Source organism: Streptomyces sp. 130 (assembly GCF_007096885.1).
Classification (GTDB): Bacteria; Actinomycetota; Actinomycetes; order Streptomycetales; family Streptomycetaceae; genus Streptomyces.
The window spans coordinates 41,002-57,934 of the sequence record NZ_VJNO01000020.1; the positions used below are offsets into that span (position 1 = coordinate 41,002).

19 protein-coding genes and 1 pseudogene are annotated in these 16,933 nt (G+C 71.7%); 8 read left to right on the plus strand and 12 right to left on the minus strand.

Annotated features, from left to right (window positions below):
* Positions 1 to 14: 14 nt before the first annotated feature.
* The 6 genes and pseudogenes from FKN01_RS18505 to FKN01_RS18530 all read right to left on the minus strand — a co-directional run bounded on the left by FKN01_RS18505 (position 15) and on the right by FKN01_RS18530 (position 2,397).
* Positions 15 to 158 (minus strand): DUF397 domain-containing protein, encoded by a 144-nt coding sequence (locus tag FKN01_RS18505; RefSeq protein ID WP_143621999.1) that lies wholly within the window; start codon positions 156 to 158, stop codon positions 15 to 17.
* Positions 159 to 223: 65 nt separating this feature from the next.
* Positions 224 to 460: pseudogene (locus FKN01_RS18510) on the minus strand (helix-turn-helix domain-containing protein); the annotation flags it as partial.
* A gap of 13 nt (positions 461 to 473) precedes the next feature.
* The gene (locus tag FKN01_RS18515) at positions 474 to 992 is read right to left on the minus strand and encodes a DUF6879 family protein (protein WP_398932714.1); all 519 of its coding nucleotides are present in this window, start codon (positions 990 to 992) and stop codon (positions 474 to 476) included.
* Positions 973 to 1,239 carry a hypothetical protein gene (locus FKN01_RS18520; protein ID WP_018101969.1) on the minus strand — a complete coding sequence of 89 codons (267 nt, stop codon included), beginning with the start codon at positions 1,237 to 1,239 and terminating at the stop codon, positions 973 to 975. Before FKN01_RS18520 ends, FKN01_RS18515 begins: the two co-directional genes overlap by 20 nt.
* 97 nt (positions 1,240 to 1,336) lie before the next feature.
* Entirely contained in the window at positions 1,337 to 1,516 is a 180-nt protein-coding gene (locus FKN01_RS18525) for a DUF397 domain-containing protein (protein ID WP_143622001.1), read from the minus strand.
* Positions 1,517 to 1,518: 2 nt separating this feature from the next.
* Positions 1,519 to 2,397 carry a helix-turn-helix transcriptional regulator gene (locus FKN01_RS18530; RefSeq protein WP_143622003.1) on the minus strand — a complete coding sequence of 293 codons (879 nt, stop codon included), beginning with the start codon at positions 2,395 to 2,397 and terminating at the stop codon, positions 1,519 to 1,521.
* A 213-nt stretch (positions 2,398 to 2,610) separates the two neighbouring features.
* Between FKN01_RS18530 and FKN01_RS18535 the strand changes: the two genes are divergently transcribed.
* A complete protein-coding gene (locus FKN01_RS18535; RefSeq protein WP_143622005.1) occupies positions 2,611 to 3,138 on the plus strand; it encodes an ATP-binding protein in 528 nt (175 codons plus the stop codon).
* On the opposite strand, the gene FKN01_RS18540 is transcribed toward FKN01_RS18535, so the two are convergent.
* Positions 3,093 to 3,998, minus strand: a complete 906-nt coding sequence (locus FKN01_RS18540) for an NADP-dependent oxidoreductase (protein WP_143622007.1) — start codon at positions 3,996 to 3,998, stop codon at positions 3,093 to 3,095. The genes FKN01_RS18535 and FKN01_RS18540 overlap by 46 nt on opposite strands.
* Positions 3,999 to 4,068: 70 nt before the next feature.
* On the opposite strand from FKN01_RS18540, the gene FKN01_RS18545 reads away from it, so the two are divergent.
* Positions 4,069 to 4,644 (plus strand): TetR/AcrR family transcriptional regulator, encoded by a 576-nt coding sequence (locus tag FKN01_RS18545; protein WP_143622009.1) that lies wholly within the window; start codon positions 4,069 to 4,071, stop codon positions 4,642 to 4,644.
* A 71-nt stretch (positions 4,645 to 4,715) separates the two neighbouring features.
* On the opposite strand, the gene FKN01_RS18550 is transcribed toward FKN01_RS18545, so the two are convergent.
* The 4 genes from FKN01_RS18550 to pdhA all read right to left on the minus strand — a co-directional run bounded on the left by FKN01_RS18550 (position 4,716) and on the right by pdhA (position 9,105).
* Positions 4,716 to 5,381 (minus strand): DUF4232 domain-containing protein, encoded by a 666-nt coding sequence (locus FKN01_RS18550; protein WP_143622011.1) that lies wholly within the window; start codon positions 5,379 to 5,381, stop codon positions 4,716 to 4,718.
* A gap of 146 nt (positions 5,382 to 5,527) precedes the next feature.
* Positions 5,528 to 6,946: a dihydrolipoamide acetyltransferase family protein gene (locus FKN01_RS18555; protein WP_143622012.1), complete on the minus strand. Its 1,419-nt coding sequence runs from the start codon at positions 6,944 to 6,946 to the stop codon at positions 5,528 to 5,530.
* Positions 6,947 to 6,958: 12 nt separating this feature from the next.
* On the minus strand, positions 6,959 to 7,939 hold the full coding sequence (locus FKN01_RS18560) for an alpha-ketoacid dehydrogenase subunit beta (protein WP_143622013.1): 981 nt from the start codon (positions 7,937 to 7,939) through the stop codon (positions 6,959 to 6,961).
* A gap of 2 nt (positions 7,940 to 7,941) precedes the next feature.
* Positions 7,942 to 9,105, minus strand: a complete 1,164-nt coding sequence (pdhA, locus tag FKN01_RS18565; protein ID WP_143622014.1) for a pyruvate dehydrogenase (acetyl-transferring) E1 component subunit alpha — start codon at positions 9,103 to 9,105, stop codon at positions 7,942 to 7,944.
* 340 nt (positions 9,106 to 9,445) lie between these two features.
* Between pdhA and FKN01_RS18570 the strand changes: the two genes are divergently transcribed.
* The 3 genes from FKN01_RS18570 to FKN01_RS18580 all read left to right on the plus strand — a co-directional run bounded on the left by FKN01_RS18570 (position 9,446) and on the right by FKN01_RS18580 (position 11,685).
* On the plus strand, positions 9,446 to 10,105 hold the full coding sequence (locus tag FKN01_RS18570; protein WP_143622015.1) for a response regulator transcription factor: 660 nt from the start codon (positions 9,446 to 9,448) through the stop codon (positions 10,103 to 10,105).
* 89 nt (positions 10,106 to 10,194) lie between these two features.
* Entirely contained in the window at positions 10,195 to 10,620 is a 426-nt protein-coding gene (locus tag FKN01_RS18575; RefSeq protein WP_143622016.1) for a pyridoxamine 5'-phosphate oxidase family protein, read from the plus strand.
* A 63-nt stretch (positions 10,621 to 10,683) separates the two neighbouring features.
* Positions 10,684 to 11,685 (plus strand): phosphotransferase, encoded by a 1,002-nt coding sequence (locus FKN01_RS18580; RefSeq protein WP_143622115.1) that lies wholly within the window; start codon positions 10,684 to 10,686, stop codon positions 11,683 to 11,685.
* Positions 11,686 to 11,720: 35 nt separating this feature from the next.
* On the opposite strand, the gene FKN01_RS18585 is transcribed toward FKN01_RS18580, so the two are convergent.
* Positions 11,721 to 13,427, minus strand: coding sequence for a protein kinase domain-containing protein (locus FKN01_RS18585; protein WP_143622017.1), 1,707 nt, complete (start codon positions 13,425 to 13,427; stop codon positions 11,721 to 11,723).
* A gap of 349 nt (positions 13,428 to 13,776) precedes the next feature.
* Between FKN01_RS18585 and FKN01_RS18590 the strand changes: the two genes are divergently transcribed.
* The 3 genes from FKN01_RS18590 to FKN01_RS18600 all read left to right on the plus strand — a co-directional run bounded on the left by FKN01_RS18590 (position 13,777) and on the right by FKN01_RS18600 (position 16,929).
* The gene (locus FKN01_RS18590; protein WP_143622018.1) at positions 13,777 to 15,417 is read left to right on the plus strand and encodes a protein kinase domain-containing protein; all 1,641 of its coding nucleotides are present in this window, start codon (positions 13,777 to 13,779) and stop codon (positions 15,415 to 15,417) included.
* A gap of 75 nt (positions 15,418 to 15,492) precedes the next feature.
* Positions 15,493 to 16,233, plus strand: coding sequence for a hypothetical protein (locus FKN01_RS33270; RefSeq protein ID WP_260696944.1), 741 nt, complete (start codon positions 15,493 to 15,495; stop codon positions 16,231 to 16,233).
* Positions 16,234 to 16,305: 72 nt separating this feature from the next.
* Positions 16,306 to 16,929 carry a PadR family transcriptional regulator gene (locus FKN01_RS18600; protein WP_143622019.1) on the plus strand — a complete coding sequence of 208 codons (624 nt, stop codon included), beginning with the start codon at positions 16,306 to 16,308 and terminating at the stop codon, positions 16,927 to 16,929.
* Positions 16,930 to 16,933 lie beyond the last annotated feature (4 nt).

The window sequence follows — 16,933 nt, forward strand, 5'->3', positions numbered from 1 at the left end:
TTCTAAGCAGCCCTTTACAGCTGCTCGGACAGGGACGCCCGAAACGCGGACCACGCGGTGGGGGTGAGTACGAGGACGGGGCCGGCGGCCCGCTTGGAGTCGCGGACGGCGACGGTCCCGGGGACGTTGCGGGCGACCTCGACACAGTCCTTCTCCAAGGTGCTGTGGCCGCCGAGGCGGCCACGACGAGGCTGTTGGGCTCCGGTGCGTCCGGTTCAAAGCGCGCGGCGACCAGGTCTGCGGCCTGATCCTCACAACCGCATGCCTTGCACCATGCGAGGATGTCCTCAGCGGTCGGAGCGGTTCTCGCGTTCATGATGCGAGACGATTTCGACGCACTCCATCCACAGCGTCCGGCCAGGTCGAGCTTGGTCAGGCCGGCATCCCGGCAGATTTCCGTAAGCCGGTCCGCGAGAGCCTGCCGGGCCTGCTGAGCGCTGGACGACGCGGAGTGAGCCATGGTGGGGCAGAGCTCAGGCAGGCCGGTATTCGGCGTGCGGGACTGCACGCTCCCAAGCTGCCTCGTACGCCGACGCATACTGCTTGGCCAGTTCCGCGTCCCGGACGACCTCCATGCGCGGCCCGGTCCACTGGCCCTCGCCACTGAAGTGGTTCAGGATCACCGTCTCTTCGTCCATGACCCAACCGTCCAGGACGGGGAGAAGCAGCCCCCGCGCCCGGGACCGGGGGAGCCAACGCACGTCCTCACCGGCGGCGACGTTGGTGTACGTGCCGTCGTACTCGTAACGCACGTAGTCGCTCAGCGGTTCGGACACCACGCGCAGCCGACGCAGGACCACGCCTCTGGCCGTCGCCTCGGCGACCACGTCGAGCCACGGCCGCCACCACGCATCACGGTCTGCGCGGTCGTACCGATGCCCGGCCTGCCATCGGACGAACTCCGGGTCGTCGCGCATGTAGCTGTCCCGCATTTCCAGGTGCATCGCCGAGCGCTGCGCCCTGGCAAGGCATTCACGTACCGCCGTTGCCACCGTTGACCTCACTGTCCGGCCGGGGGATGAACTGAAGCATGTTCGCCGGGAGGCGGATCACACTCTCGTGGGCCGGGATGTCAGTCGAGTGCCCGGGCACCGACCCGACCTCCTGAGCCTGCCTGACGGTTTCCTCGTCCGCCGTCCAGGACTGGATGACCAGGTCGCCACTGGTCTCATCGAGCCAGATCGTAGGCGATCCGTCGTCCGGGGTATTCGGCCAGATGCCAAGGAACTTCAGCGCCACGGGATGCCACCTCCATCGGTCGGCAGAACATGCGTGGGAGAGCGTCACGTTCATGCCCGCGCACCGTCAAGGGCGCCTTCCCCGCCATAGGGGGCGGCTACGGCCGGAGCAGCCCCGTCCGAAACGCGTGCCACGCGGTGGGGGTGAGTACGAGGACCGGGCCGGCGGCCCGCTTGGAGTCGCGGACGGCGACGGTCCCGGGGACGTTGCGGGCCACTTCGACGCACTCGCCGTTTCCACTGCTGTAGCTGGACTTGACGAACTCGAAGTGTGGCACGACTACAACTCCTTGCGGATTCGCTCCATCAGAGCGATGGAATCGCGGGGAGCGAGTCCGTTCCTGGCGATACGACCGAACGTGACGTTGTGCCGTTCGGCATCCGTCTCGCTTTCCAGCCACAGCGTAGACGACGTGGTGTCCATGTAGACCACGTCCATGGCACCTGGTTCAGCGAACGAAACGACGCTGAATGCGCCGGTCATGCCCGGGTGGGACCCGGCGAGGAACGGAACAATTTGCACGGTGACATTTGGCTCGTTCGCCGCCTCTACCAGGCGCTCCAACTGCGCGCGCATCACGTCCCGGCCTCCGACCAACTGGCGCAGGGCCCCTTCCGAAACGATCGCCCACAGCGCGAGCGGCTTGTCGTCCACCAATCGCTCCTGCCGTGCGATCTTTGCCTCGACGAAGCGCTCGATCTCGTCCGGGTCGTCCCAGTCCGCGTTACCCACGGCGAGCGCCCTGGCGTAGTCCCGGGTTTGAAGCAGTCCGGGCACAAAAGCACCCTGCCAGGTTCTGATCTGGGTCGCGATGTCCTCGAGTGCGACGTACTCGACCAGCGACCGCAGCTCCGGGTACTGGTTCCACCAGCCCTTGGCCTTGCGGCGCTCCCGGTCCAACCTGGCGACCTCCAGCAACCGGCCGAGCAGCTTCGCGTCCGTAAGGCCGTAGAACTCACACAGAGTGCGGATGTCCGGGTCCCTCATCGGCACCCAGCCACGCTCCATCTTGACGATCTTCGAGTTCGTGGCGCTGATGACCTGCGCGGCTTGCTGCTGAGTTTTGCCCGAAGCGTCCCGCAGGCGCAGCAGCTCGCTACCAAGCCTGCGGCCCAGAACAGTTGACGACCGATTACCTAGCTGAGTCGCTCGATTCACCGGCTCAGTCTCTCGCGCTGCGCGCACGGACGTCGACCCGATCACCCGTTGGAGACAATTGTCTCCGTTTCACTTGCCGCAATCCTCGGGTCGTCGCTACTTTCAGTTCAGACCCGCTGGCACAGCGCAAGGAAACAGCGGAAGCGCACCGTCCTGCCCGCAAGGGCACACGACGGCACTGCCACCGCTCCCACTCCACAGGAAGGCCCACCCATGCCCACACCCGCAGAGGCCCCCCAGGACAACCCCCCGCTCCACGAGGACCGCCTCGACTACACCCCCACCGCCCGCAGCGTCACCCTCGCCCGCCGGCGCGCCGCGCGGCTCGTCACCGCCTGGGGGCACCCCCACCGCGCCGACGAAGCCGCCCTCCTCGTCTCCGAGTTGGCGACCAACGCGCTCATCCACGGCAGCCTGCGCGGGCGACTCTTCCGGGTCCGCCTCACCGTCACCGGCACCGCCCTCCGTATCGAGGTCAGCGACCCGCGAGGGGAACGGCTGCCCGGGCTCCGTGAGGCGGACCGGGACGAGTGCTACGGGCGCGGGCTCGTCATCGTGGACGCCGTCGCCGACCGGTGGGGCGTCGAGCCGCGCACCGTGGGGAAGACCGTGTTCGCCGAACTCGCGCTACGGACGGCGGAGGAGGCGCCGATGGGCCCGCAGCGGCTCGGCTCGGAGGCCGGGGCGGGTTCCGGTCAGGCGGCGGGCCGGACGACGATGACCCGTCGCCCACGCGTGTGACCGGCCTGGCTGTCCACGTGCGCCTGGGCCGCCTCCGTAAGGGCGTACGACTTCTCGACCGGGATGTGGAGCCTCCCGCGCGCGATCAGGTCCACCGCCTCCGCGAGCGCGTCCGGCACGCTGCCGGCGACGCCGGAGAAGCGGACGCCGTATTCCGGCGCACCGAGATCGGCGATGGTGAGCACCCTGCCCGGATCGCCCGTCAGCTCGACGAGTTCGGGGATCACGCCCGCGCCGGCCAGGTCGAGGGCCGCGTCCACCCGGCCGAGCCGCCGCACCCGCTCCACCCAGCCCTCCCCGTACGTCGTGGCGAGCGCACCCAGGCCCCGCAGGTACTCCTGGTTCGCGGCACCGCCCGTGCCGATCACCGCGATGCCCCGGTCGCGGGCGATCTGGAGCACCGCCGAACCGACTCCCCCGGAAGCCCCGCTGACCAGCAGCGTTTCTCCCGGGCGCACGCCGACCTGGTCGATGACGCGCAAGGCGGTCTCCACCACGGAGGGATAGCCGGCCGCCTCCTCGAACGTCAGCCCCTCGGGCATCCGGGCCCACGCCGACAGCACGGCGAACTCGGCGTAGGTGTCGGCCCCTTCGCCGAACACGCGGTCGCCGGTCTCCACGCCCTCGACGCCCTCCCCGACCTCGTCCACGACCCCGGCGGCATCCAGCCCGACGCCGGAGGGCAGCACGGTCGGATGGGCGCCCAGAACCTGGCCCTCGCGGACCCTCCAGTCGACCGGGTTCACCCCTGCCGCCCGCACGGCGATACGTATCCGGCCGGGGCCCGCGTGGGGCTCCTCGGCATCGATGAGGCGCAGGACGTCGGGGCCGCCGAACTCGGCGAAGCTCACTTTCTTCATACCGGGGACGCTAGCACTAACGGTTAGTGTTTTGGAACGGTTACGGTTACGTACCTGCTAGCGTGAGCGCATGACCGTGCAGTCCGGGCGCCGTGAGCGCAAGAAGGCCGCGACCCGCCAGAAGATCGCCGACACCGCCCTGCGGCTCTTCCTGGAACACGGGTACGACGCGGTGGGCATCCGGGACATCGCCGCCGAGGCCGACGTGGCCGTCACCACGCTGTTCTCCCACTTCGCCTCGAAGGAGGCCCTGGTGTTCGAACAGGACGCCGACTTCGAGCACCGGCTCGCGCAGGCGGTCACCGGCCGCGCACCGGACGCACCGCTCATGCCCGCACTGCGCCGCGAGATGCACGCCATGGTGCGGCACTGCACGGCGGAGGGCGCCGCCCCCGTCTGGCGCATGATCGACGGATCGACCTCGCTGCGGGAGTACGAGGAGTCGATGAGGCTGCGGCACGCGGAGTCACTGGCGACGGCCATCGCCTCCGACCCCGGGCTGTCCCGGACCCCGACGGCCTGCCGGACGATCGCCAGGTTCGTGGTCGACGCGCACGCGCTGGCCCGCGAGGCGGCCGATCCGGAGGGCGCGGTGGACGAGATCTTCGGGATGATCGAGGCGGCCTGGGAGTCCACGGCCCCCTGAGGGCACCCGGCCGGCACACGAATGAGGGGCCCCGCATCACGCGGGACCCCCGGGGAAACGGAACGTACCGCTCAGCCGCCCTGCCCCGCGCTGCCCATCGGGCCGACCGTCACGGGGGCGCCCGAGCCGTCCGTGACGGGCAGCGAGGGCTTGCCCGGCCAGGCGAGGGTGACCGGATTCGTCTCGTTCGGCGGGGTCACCACCAGCCCGGTGATGCGGACGCCGGAACCCCCCGTCTCGTTGAGCGGGTAGGTGATGGCGAAGCCGATCGTCTTGCCGTCCTTGAGGACGTACGGGTCCGCCGGCGCGCCCTTGCGCTCGGCGGAGATCGTGCCCGCGTTCGTCTTCAAGTCGACGCCCGCGAACCCCGCGATCACGCAGTCCCGGCCGCTGGTGTTCTTCATCTCCACCGCGACGGTCGCGTCGGGGTCGCCGTCGATGTAGGTGTCGTTCGCGGTGATCGCCAGCCCGGCGGTGCGGCACTTGGCGGTCTTGCCGGACTGGCCGGACTGGTTGGCCTGGCCGGACTGGTCGGACTGGTCCGCTCCGGCCCCGGCGGCGGTGTCCTTCCCGCTGTCCGAACCGCCCGCGCCCGAACCGCCGCCGGAGGCGGACGCGGTGGCGGCCGACGACGGGTCCGGCTGCGCTGCGGCGTCGTCGCCGTCGTTCTGGCAGGCCGTGAGCGAGAGGCCCGCGACGACGGCCAGGGCGGCGAGGGTGATCTTGTGAGCGCGCATCGTTTCGTCCTCGGTGTCCGTTGACAGTTCCGATCAGCAAGAACTGTCCGGGGCGGGAACCCGTTGCGGCCGACCAGCGCCTAATACGCCCTTGTTACACATGCGGAGGGGCCCGCGCGCACCTCGCGCGGGCCCCTCGCACACACCTACGCCCAGGTGATCAGCCGCTTCGGCTGCTCCAGGATCGCGGCGATGTCCGCCAGGAACTTGGAGCCCAGCTCGCCGTCGATCAGCCGGTGGTCGAACGACAGGGCCAGCGTGGTCACCTGACGGGGCTTCACCTTGCCCTTGTGGACCCACGGCTGGAGCTTGATCGCGCCGACCGCCAGGATCGCGGACTCGCCCGGGTTGAGGATCGGCGTACCGGTGTCGACGCCGAAGACGCCCACGTTGGTGATGGTCACCGTGCCGCCCGCCATCGCGGCCGGGGACGTCTTGCCGTCCCGGGCGGTGGCGACCAGCTCGCCCAGGGACGCGGCCAGCTGCGGCAGCGTCTGGTCGTGGGCGTCCTTGATGTTCGGGACGATCAGGCCGCGCGGGGTGGCGGCGGCGATGCCCAGGTTCACGTAGTGCTTCTGGACGATCTCCTGGTTCGCCTCGTCCCAGACCGCGTTGACCTCGGGGTTCCGCTTGATCGCGACCAGGAGGGCCTTGGCGATGAGGAGGAGCGGATTGACCCGCACCCCCGCCATGTCCTTGTCCTCCTTCAGCTCCGCCACGAGCTTCATCGTGCGCGTGACGTCGACGGTCACGAACTCGGTGACGTGCGGAGCGGTGAACGCGCTGCCGACCATGGCCTGCGCGATGGCCTTGCGGACGCCCTTGACCGGGATACGCGTCTCGCGGGCGCCCTGCTGAACAGGAACCTCCGCTTCCGCAGCCATAGGCGCCACGGACGGCTCAGCAGGCGCAGCAGGCGCCACCGGCTCCGAAGGCGTCGCCGCCGCGTGCACGTCCTCGCGCGTGATGATCCCGCCGGCCCCGGTCGGGGTGACCGTCGCCAGGTCGATGCCCAGGTCCTTCGCCAGCTTGCGGACCGGCGGCTTGGCCAGCGGACGGGCCTCCGGGACCGCCGCCGTGCCCTGGCCGTTCAGCTCGGCCTGGACGGCGGCGGGGGCGGCGGCCGGGGGCGCGGTCTCGGCGCCCTTGCGGGCCCGGCGCTTCGTGGAGGACTCGGACACGCCGTAACCCACCAGAACGGGCTGGCGGCCCTTGGGCGCCTCGGCCTCCGGGGCGGCGGCCTCGGCGGCCGGAGCGGGGGCCTCGGGCTCCTCGGCGCCGGAGTCCGACCCGGGCGCCACGTCCACCGCGATGATCACCTGGCCCACGTCGACCGTGGTGCCCTCGGGGAAGCGCAGCTCGTGGACGACGCCGTCGAACGGGATGGGCAGCTCGACGGCGGCCTTCGCGGTCTCGACCTCGCAGACGACCTGGCCGTCCGTGACGGTGTCGCCGGGCTGGACGTACCACTTGAGGATCTCGGCCTCGGTCAGTCCCTCGCCCACGTCGGGCATCTTGAACTCACGGAAGCGAGCAGCGTTGGAAGTGTCGGTCATGGTGGTCACGCTCCTCTCTCCTCAGTACGCCAGCGAGCGGTCGACGGCGTCGAGCACCCGGTCCAGGCCCGGCAGGTACTCCTCCTCCAGCCGCGCCGGCGGGTACGGGGCGTGGTAGCCGCCGACCCGCAGCACGGGCGCCTCCAGGTGGTAGAAGCACCGCTCCGTGATGCGAGCGGCGATCTCGGCCCCGGAGCCGTAGAAGACGGGCGCCTCGTGGACGACGACCAGGCGGCCGGTCTTCTCGACCGACGCCTGGATGGTGTCGAAGTCGATCGGGGACATCGAGCGCAGGTCCACGACCTCGACCGACTTGCCCTCCTCCTGGGCGGCCGCGGCGGCCTCCAGGCAGACCTTCACCATCGGGCCGTACGCGGCGAGCGTGAGGTCCGTGCCGGGGCGGGCGACGGCGGCGGCGTGCAGCGCGCCCGGGATGGACTCGGTGTCGACCTCGCCCTTGTCCCAGTAGCGCCGCTTCGGCTCGAAGAAGATGACCGGGTCGTCGCTCTGGACGGCCTGCTGCATCATCCAGTACGCGTCGGACGCGTTGGAGGGGGAGACCACCTTCAACCCCGCGACGTGCGCGAACAGCGCCTCGGGGGACTCGCTGTGGTGCTCGACGGCGCCGATGCCACCGCCGTACGGGATGCGGACGACGACGGGGAGCTTGACCTTGCCGAGCGCGCGGGCGTGCATCTTCGCGAGCTGCGTGACGATCTGGTCGTACGCGGGGAAGACGAAGCCGTCGAACTGGATCTCCACGACGGGCCGGTAGCCGCGCAGGGCGAGGCCGATCGCCGTGCCGACGATGCCGGACTCGGCGAGCGGGGTGTCGATGACGCGGTCCTCGCCGAAGTCCTTCTGGAGGCCGTCGGTGATCCGGAAGACGCCGCCGAGCTTGCCGACGTCCTCACCCATGATGAGGACCTTCGGGTCGGTGTCGAGGGCCTTGCGCAGCGACTCGTTGAGCGCCTTCGCGAGGGACATCTTTTCCACGGCCATGGTTACTTGCCCTCCTCGGCGAACGACGCCTGGTAGGCGGCGAACTCGGCGCGCTCCTCGTCGACGAGCGGGTTCCCGTCGGCGTAGACGTGGTCGAACATCGCCATCCGGTCCGGGTCGGGCATCGCCCGTACGACCTCGCGGACGCGCTTGCCGAGCGCCTCGCTCTCCTCGTCCAGGGCGGTGAAGAACGCCTCGTCGGCCGCCCCCTGCTTCTCCAGGTACGCGCGCAGGCGCAGGATCGGGTCCTTCGCCTCCCAGGCGGCCCGCTCCTCGTCGGCCCGGTACTTCGTCGGGTCGTCCGAGGTGGTGTGCGCGCCCATGCGGTAGGTGAACGCCTCGACCAGGGTGGGGCCCTCGCCGCGCCGGGCCCGCTCCAGGGCGGACTTGGTGACGGCCAGGCAGGCCAGGACGTCGTTGCCGTCGACCCGGACGCCGGGGAAGCCGAAGCCCTGGGCGCGCTGGTAGAGCGGCACCCGCGTCTGCCTCTCGGTGGGCTCGGAGATCGCCCACTGGTTGTTCTGGCAGAAGAAGACGACCGGCGCGTTGTAGACGGCGGAGAAGGTGAACGCCTCCGCGACGTCGCCCTGGCTGGACGCGCCGTCGCCGAAGTACGCGATCACGGCGGAGTCCGCGCCGTCCTTGGCCACGCCCATGGCGTAACCCGTGGCGTGCAGGGTCTGCGAGCCGATGACGATCGTGTACAGGTGGAAGTTGTTGCTGTTCGGGTCCCAGCCGCCGTGGTTCACACCGCGGAACATCCCGAGCAGGTTGGTCGGGTCGACGCCCCGGCACCAGGCCACACCGTGCTCACGGTAGGTCGGGAAGACGTAGTCGTCGTCGCGCAGCGCCCGTCCCGACCCGATCTGGGCGGCCTCCTGGCCCAGCAGCGAGGCCCACAGGCCCAGCTCGCCCTGGCGCTGGAGGGCGGTCGCCTCGGCGTCGAAGCGGCGGGTGAGGACCATGTCCCGGTACAGGCCGCGCAGCTCCTGTGCGCTCAGGTCGATCGAGTAGTCCGGGTGCTCGACGCGCTCGCCCTCGGGCGTCAGCAGCTGTACGAGCTCGGGCGTCGAACCCTCCGGCGTCTTCGCGGGCGATTTCGCGGCGCTGGTCCGCTTGCTGCTGCGTCGCGGTTTACGCGCGGCGGCAGTGCTCTCCACGGTCACGTGCGTGCTCCTCCGTCGGTCCGGCCCCCGGGGTCTGCCGGGAGACCAGTGCGGCTCGCCTGTGTCCGTACCCGTGCACGGGGTGGGTGCCGCTCGGTCCGGGAAACAGGCGTGACAGGTGCCCCGGCGAGCGCCCTGTCCAAGGCACGTTACCCAGTGCGTCCCACAACTGCGAAACCCGCCTTGACCTGCGATTTTGCTTGGATATCCAAGTAAATCGAGGAATTCGGGAAGTCTCGCTGGTCACAACACTGATCACAGCCTCGCAGGCCGCCGGAACAACGGCACGTTATCCCGCCCGACAGCGGCAGGGAAGAGGTGAGTGTGTGAGACTGCGATTGTGCGCGAAAAAGGAAAAATCACCGTATTCCTACTCGATGATCATGAAGTAGTCCGGCGCGGGGTCCACGAACTGCTCTCGATGGAGGACGACATCGAGGTGGTCGGCGAGGCCGGGACGGCGGCCGACGCGCTGGCGCGGATTCCGGCGGTCCGCCCCGACGTGGCCGTGCTCGACGTACGGCTGCCGGACGGCAGCGGCGTCGAGGTCTGCCGCGAGATCCGCTCCCAGGACGACTCCGTCAACTGCCTGATGCTGACCTCGTACGCGGACGACGAGGCGCTGTTCGACGCGATCATGGCGGGCGCCGCGGGCTATGTCCTCAAGGCGATCCGGGGCAACGAGCTGCTGACGGCGGTACGGGACGTGGCGGCCGGCAAGTCGCTGCTGGACCCGGTCGCGACCGCGCGCGTGCTGGAGCGGCTGCGCGACGGCAAGCGCGGGCGGGACGACGAGAAGCTGGCGAACCTCACGGACCAGGAGCGCAAGATCCTCGACCTGATCGGCGAGGGGCTGACCAACCGGGTGATCGGCGAGCGGCTGCACCTCGCGGAGAAGACGATCAAGAACTACGTGTCCAGCCTGCTGTCCAAGCTGGGCATGGAACGCCGCTCGCAGGCCGCCGCCTACGTGGCCCGGCTCCAGGCCGAGAAGCGCTGAGGGAAGGACCGGGGAAGGACTTTGGTCCCTGCGAAACGGGGGCCGCGGCCTCTTATCCGGCCCACACGCGACGGCCGACAGTGGAAGGCATGTCCACCGAGGAACTCCACGCGATCGACCTGCTCGGCCGGGTCCCCTACGGCCGGCTGGCGACCAGCATGCGGGCCCTCCCGATGCTGACGGTGGCCCGTCACATCGTCATCGACGGGCGCGTCGTGCTGCGCATGCACAGCGGGCTCGGGCACCACGGCGCCTGCGACGGCGCGGTCGTGGCCTACGGCGCGGACAACTTCAACGGCGCTCCCGTCGGCACCGAGGACCTGTGGTCCGTGCAGTTCACCGGACCCGCGCGGGTCGTGGAGCCGACCCCCGCCCAGCGCGAGCGCTTCGGACCGCCGCCCGTCGAGGTCAACGGCGAACCGTTCGCCCCCTCGTACCTCTGGCTCGAACCTCACTTCGTCACGGTGCACACTCTGGACTTCCACGCAAGCCGGCAGATCCGCAACGCAGCGTGATTTAACATCTGACGCGTGTCGCGCTCATCTGTCGCCTCCCCGCCGGTCCCGCCGGTCGGCGAGGTGCTTCGCCGTTACCCGGACGCCGGTACGCCGCTCACCTGCTCCCCGCTCTCCCAGGGCCTGCTCAATCACGGTTACCGGGTGTCCACCACGCGGGGCTCGTACTTCCTCAAGCACCACTCGGACGACACCACCCGCGACCGCGCCACCATCGTCCGCCAGCACCGCGCGACCCGGCGCCTCCAGTCACTCGGAGTCCCCGTCGCCCCGCCCGTCCGGGCCCGCGACGGCGAGACCGTCACCGAGATCGCCGGCCGCTGCTACGCCCTGCACCCCTGGGTCGACGGCCTGCACCGGGGCGGCGCCCAGCTCACCCTCGCCCAGTCGACGCGTCTCGGGACGCTCCTCGGAGCCGTACACACGGGTCTCGCGCGGGTCATGGCCGCCGAACGCGATACGGGGCCGGGCGGCGGGCATCCGCCCGGTTACGCGAGCCCGGAGGCGGCCGACACCTTCGCGCTGATCGGCGACCTGCTCGCCGCCGCGCGCGGGCGCCTGCGCCGGGACGCCTTCGACGAGCTCGCCGAGCACCGGCTGCGCGAGCGGCGCGTCCTGCTGGAACGGTACGCCGACCGCCGGCCGCCAAACCCGGGAGCGCCCGCGACCGGCTGGGTGCACGGCGACTTCCACCCGCTGAACGTGCTCTACCGGGGCGCCGACCCGGTCGCGATCCTGGACTGGGACCGGCTGGCCGTCCAGCCCCGGGCGGAGGAGGCGGTCCGGGCGGCGGCGATCTTCTTCGTGCAGCCGGCCGGGACGCTGGACCTGGCGAAGGTGCGCGCCTACGCCCGGGCGTACCGGCGGGCGGCCGGGGCGGACGCCGCCGAGCTGGCGGCGGCGGTGCACCGGGTCTGGTGGGAACGGCTCAACGACTTCTGGATACTGCGCTGGCGCTACTGCCTGAACGACCGGAGGGCCGACCCGCAGTTCCCCGCGGTGTCGGCCCTGGCGGTCTGGTGGACCCGTGAGTACGAGGCGGTGCGCGCGGCCTTCACGGGGTGAGCGGGGGTCAGTCGCCCTTCACGGGTGAGCGGGGGTCAGTCGTCCGTGCCCGTGCCCGCCGTGCCCGTGCCCGTGCCCGTGGTCCCGGCGGCGGCGCCCGGGGCGGCGCCGCCCGGGGCGCCCGCCGCGCCCGCGGCCGCGCCGTCGCCGGCCCCGGCGTCGGTGCCCTCGCTCGTGCCGCCGTCGGCGGTCGTGCCGGTGCCGCCGGCGGGGGTCGTGCCGGTGTCGCCGGTGCCCCCCGCACCGCCGCTGCCGGAACCGCTGCCGCCGCTTCCGCCGGAGCCGCTGCCGCCGCTGTCACCGTCGTCCGCGCCGCCGTTGTCCGAGCCGCCCGTGCCCGGCTGGGGCGAGGTGACGGTCGGGGACTCGGAGGTCTCGCTCGGAGGGGACGAAGGCGGCCAGGTGTCGTCGCCCCAGCCGCCACCGGTGCTGTCGCCCGGCTGCTGGGTGGTGCTCTCGGTCTCCTGCGGGGTCGGCGTCGGGGAGTCCTCCGTCGGCGTCGGCGAGCTGGAGGTCTCCGTCGGCTGCTTCTCGTGCTTCTGGCCGCCCCCGTTCGCCGCGTTGAGCGCGATGGCCACGCCCGCGCCGATCGCGATCAGCGCGAGCACGACGAACAGCCACAGCTTGCCGCGCCCGCCGCCGCCCTGCAGGGTGCTGCCGCCGTCGTAGGCCCCGTCATTCGGGTTCATCGGCGGCAGGATCGGCGACTTCGAGGTGTCCCCGTGCTGCGGGTAGCCGCCCATGACGTGGGTGGCGCCGGTCATGCCCCCGGGCGGGGTGCCCGCGCCCTCGTTCAGGACGACCGGGCCGGTGTTCCACGTACCGGTGTGGCCGCCCTGCACCTGGAGCATCTGCAGGCCGTACTGGACCAGGCCGCGCATCTCCTCGGCGCTCTGGAAGCGGTCGTCCGGGTCCTTCGCCAGCGAGCGCATGACCAGCCCGTCCAGCTCCGGCGGCACCGAGTCCAAGACCTGCGACGGCGGGACCGGGGTGTCCTGGACGTGCTGGTACACCACGGACAGCGGCGTCTCGCCCGTGAACGGGGGCCGCAGCGCCAGCAGTTCGTACAGCAGGCAGCCGGTGGCGTACAGGTCGGAGCGGTGGTCGACGGCCTTGCCGAGCGCCTGCTCGGGGGAGAGGTACTGCGGCGTGCCCATCACCATGCCGGTCTGCGTCATCGTGGACTGCGCGCCGTGCAGCGCGCGGGCGATTCCGAAGTCCATCACCTTGACCGCGCCGGAGTTGGTGATGATCACATTGGCGGGCTTGATGTCGCGGTGCACGATGCCGTGCTGGTGCGAGTAGGCCAGCGCCTCCAGGACCCCGGAGACGATGATCAGCGCCTGCTCCGGCGGCGGGGCCTCGGCGCTGATCAGCAGGTCGCGGATGGTGCGGCCCTCGACCAGCTCCATCACGATGTACGGGACGGTCTGGCCGGCGACGGTGTCCTCGCCGGAGTCGTACACCGCGACGACCGCGTGGTGGTTGAGCCCGGCGACCGACTGCGCCTCGCGCGTGAAACGGGCCTTGGAGACCGGGTCCTCGGCGAGGTCGGAGCGCAGCAGCTTCACGGCGACGGTGCGCCCGAGCCGGACGTCCTCCGCCGCGAACACCTCGGCCATGCCGCCCCGGCCGAGCCGGTGGGTCAGCCGGTACCGTCCGTCGCCGACGACCCCGCCGATGCCCCAGGAATCGGTGCCATCCGGAACGCCGCCGCCGTTTGCTTCGGGTTCGGGTGCCATCAGTCCTCGCCGTCGTATCTGTCCGCGTCCGTCCGCGCGTCCGCGGGGTCTCACGGTGTCCTGCCGCGTCGCCGGCTGCGCTGCCGGCCGCGTTCCCGTCACGCTACAGCCTCGGTAGGACAGGCCGATCCGGCGCCGGACCGGTCATCCAATCGGCTGGCGCGCCGCCGACGCAAATTCCATGGCGGTCCTGTAACGCTTCCGAGACGCTTCCGGCGCGTACGGTCACGGAACGGGCACCCGGCTTGACGTGTCGTACCCCTCGGGCAGACTTGGCCAGTAATTACGGATGATCGCGTGAGTCGCGCGCCGAGTTCCCGGGAGTCGCGCGCCGAGGGGGAAGCAAGTCATGAGCCACGACGGCGCACACGGTTCGCAGGGTCGGTACGCGGGCGGTTCCGTCGCCGGCGGACGCTACCAGCTGCGCGACCTGCTCGGCGAAGGCGGGATGGCGTCCGTATACCTGGCGTACGACACCGCTCTCGACCGGCAGGTCGCGATCAAGACGCTCCACACCGAGCTGGGCCGCGAGCAGTCGTTCCGTGAGCGCTTCCGCCGCGAGGCCCAGGCCGTGGCCAAGCTCCAGCACACCAACATCGTCTCGGTGTTCGACACGGGCGAGGACGAGCTCGGCGGCGCCCTGATGCCGTACATCGTCATGGAGTACGTCGAGGGGCAGCCGCTCGGCTCCGTGCTCGCGGCGGACATCCGCGCCCAGGGCGCGATGCCGGCCGACAAGGCGCTCAAGGTGACCTCGGACGTGCTGGCCGCGCTCGACACCAGCCACGAGATGGGCCTGGTGCACCGCGACATCAAGCCGGGCAACGTCATGGTGACCAAGCGCGGCGTCGTGAAGGTCATGGACTTCGGCATCGCCCGCGCCATGCAGTCGGGCGTGACGTCGATGACGCAGACCGGCATGGTCGTCGGCACCCCGCAGTACCTCTCCCCCGAGCAGGCCCTCGGCCGCGGCGTGGACGCGCGCTCCGACCTGTATTCGGTCGGCATCATGCTCTTCCAGCTGCTCACCGGGCGTCTCCCCTTCGACGCGGACTCCCCGCTCGCCATCGCGTACGCGCATGTGCAGGAGGAGCCGGTCGCCCCGTCCACCATCAACCGCTCGCTGACGCCGGCGATGGACGCCCTCGTCGCCCGCGCGCTCAAGAAGAACCCGAACGAGCGCTTCCCGAGCGCGGCGGCCATGCAGGACGAGATCGCGCGCGTGCTGAGCGCGAGCGGCCGGACCGGCGCCCCGGTGATCGTCGGGGACGGCGGCGCCCCGGCCAACAGCGGCTCCGGCGTCGGCTCGGCGGTCTTCCCGCCGGTCGACCAGTCCGCGCCGGCCCCGCACAACGTCCAGACGCCGTACCAGCCGGGCCCGTACCAGCCCCAGCCCGGCCCGTACGGCCCCGCGACGCCGACCCCCGCCACCAACCCGGCGTACGGCTACCCGCAGACGCCCGCCCCGGCGTACCAGAGCCCGGCGCCGATGCAGCACCAGACGCCCGCGCCGTACACGGTCTCCCCGCAGACGGCCTCGGCCCCGGCCTCGGGCGGCGGCTCCAAGCGGAACATGCCGGTGATCATCGGCTCGATCGTCGTCGCGCTGGCCGCGATCGGCGGCCTGATCACGGTCATCGCGCTCAACGGCGGCGACAAGGGCGGCGCGGAGGCCAAGGCCAGCGAGTCCCCGGCCGGCGAGCACCGCGAGCCCGAGCGGAACCGGACGATGAAGACGGAGGACTGCACGGACGCGAACGAGGACATCGACGACCCGAACAAGGTCGACGCCCCGAGCTTCATGTACAAGGACATCCTCTCGGTGCGCGCCTGCGCGGACGCGGCCGGCTGGACGATCAAGCAGAAGAAGGTCGAGGGCAACGCGTACGCGGAGGACCAGGTCATCAACCAGTTCCCGTCACCCGGCACCGCGGTGCCCGAGGTCGGCGCGCACTTCGAGCTGGAGATCTCGACGGGCGACCCCGCGTAGTCCACGGGCGGCCCTCCGCCATCCGTACGCCGCACCCGGGATGCCGCTCGCGCCGTCCCGTGTGACGGTGACCGCATGGCCCCAGGACAGCCTTCCACGCGCTCCTCGCGCTCCTCGCGGGGCGTGGCCTGCCTGGTGCTGATGGCAGCCGCGACGCTGGGGGCGGCGGCTCCGGGCACCTCCGGGCCCACCGCGACCCTGGGGGCAGCGGTCCCGGGCACCTCCGGGCCCACCGCGACCCTGGGGGCAGCGGCTCCGGGCGCCTCCGGGCCCACCGCGACCCTGGGCACCTCCGCGCCCACTGCGACCCCGGGGGCAGCGGCTCCGGGCGCCCCCGGGCCCACCACAGCCCTGGAGGCAGCGGCTCCGGGCACCACCGCGCCCACCGCAGCCCTGGAGGCAGCGGCCCCGGGCACCACCGCGCCCACCGCAGCCCTGGCAGCGGCGGCTCCCGGCGCCTCCGGGCCGCCCTCGCCGTCCCCCGCGTCCAGCGGGTCGCCGCGTCCCGGGGAGATGCAGTCGCCGCTCGCCGGGCGGCCCGCCGGGGCGGGGCGGCAGCGGCCCGGGCGGTCGGCCGCCGAGGTCGCGCGGCAGGACGCGCTGGACGACCGGGAGCCGCGGCCCTCGCCCTCCGAGCCGGCCGCCGTGCCGGTCCTCACGCCCGACCCGGACGCATTCCGCGATCCGCCGGAGGGGCGGCAGGCCCTGGACGGGGCGACGGTGCGGCGGGTGGAGCAGGTGTCGCTCGGCGCGGGAATCGCCCTGGTCGGGCTGGGTCTCGGCTTCCTGGCGTTGCGGATGCGCCGCGCCCGCTGACCGTACGGGGCCCACCGGAAACGCTCCGGGGAAGACTTGCGGTGATCAACATACTCGGTATACATACTCAGTATGTCGATCCGTCACGGGCTCCTCGCCCTCCTGGAGCGCGGGCCGCGCTACGGCTCCCAGCTCCGCACCGAATTCGAGTCGCGCACCGGCTCCACCTGGCCGCTCAACGTCGGGCAGGTGTACACGACGCTGAGCAGGCTGGAGCGCGACGGCCTGGTCGTCCAGGACGGCGAGGACGACCAGGGCCACGCCCTCTACTCGATCAGCGACGCCGGGCGCACCGAGCTGCGCACCTGGTTCGAGACGCCGGTCGACCGCAGCAACCCGCCCCGCGACGAGCTGGCCATCAAGCTGGCCATGGCGGTCGGGGCGCCCGGCGTCGACGTCAAGGCCGTCATCCAGGCCCAGCGCCACCACACCGTGAAGGCCATGCAGGACTACACCCGCCTCAAGGCGCGGTCCCTCGCCCAGGCCCCCGCCAACCGCGACGAGGTGGCGTGGCTGCTCGTGGTGGAGCAGCTGATCTTCCAGGCCGAGGCGGAAGCGCGCTGGCTGGACCACTGCGAGGCCCGGCTGATCCGCCTCGCCGAGGCCGCCGCCACCGAGCCGGAGCCCGGTCCGCCTCCGGGGCCGGCCGCCCGCACCGCCGCCCGGCCCGACGGCCGGTCCCGTGCACGCCGCTGAGCCC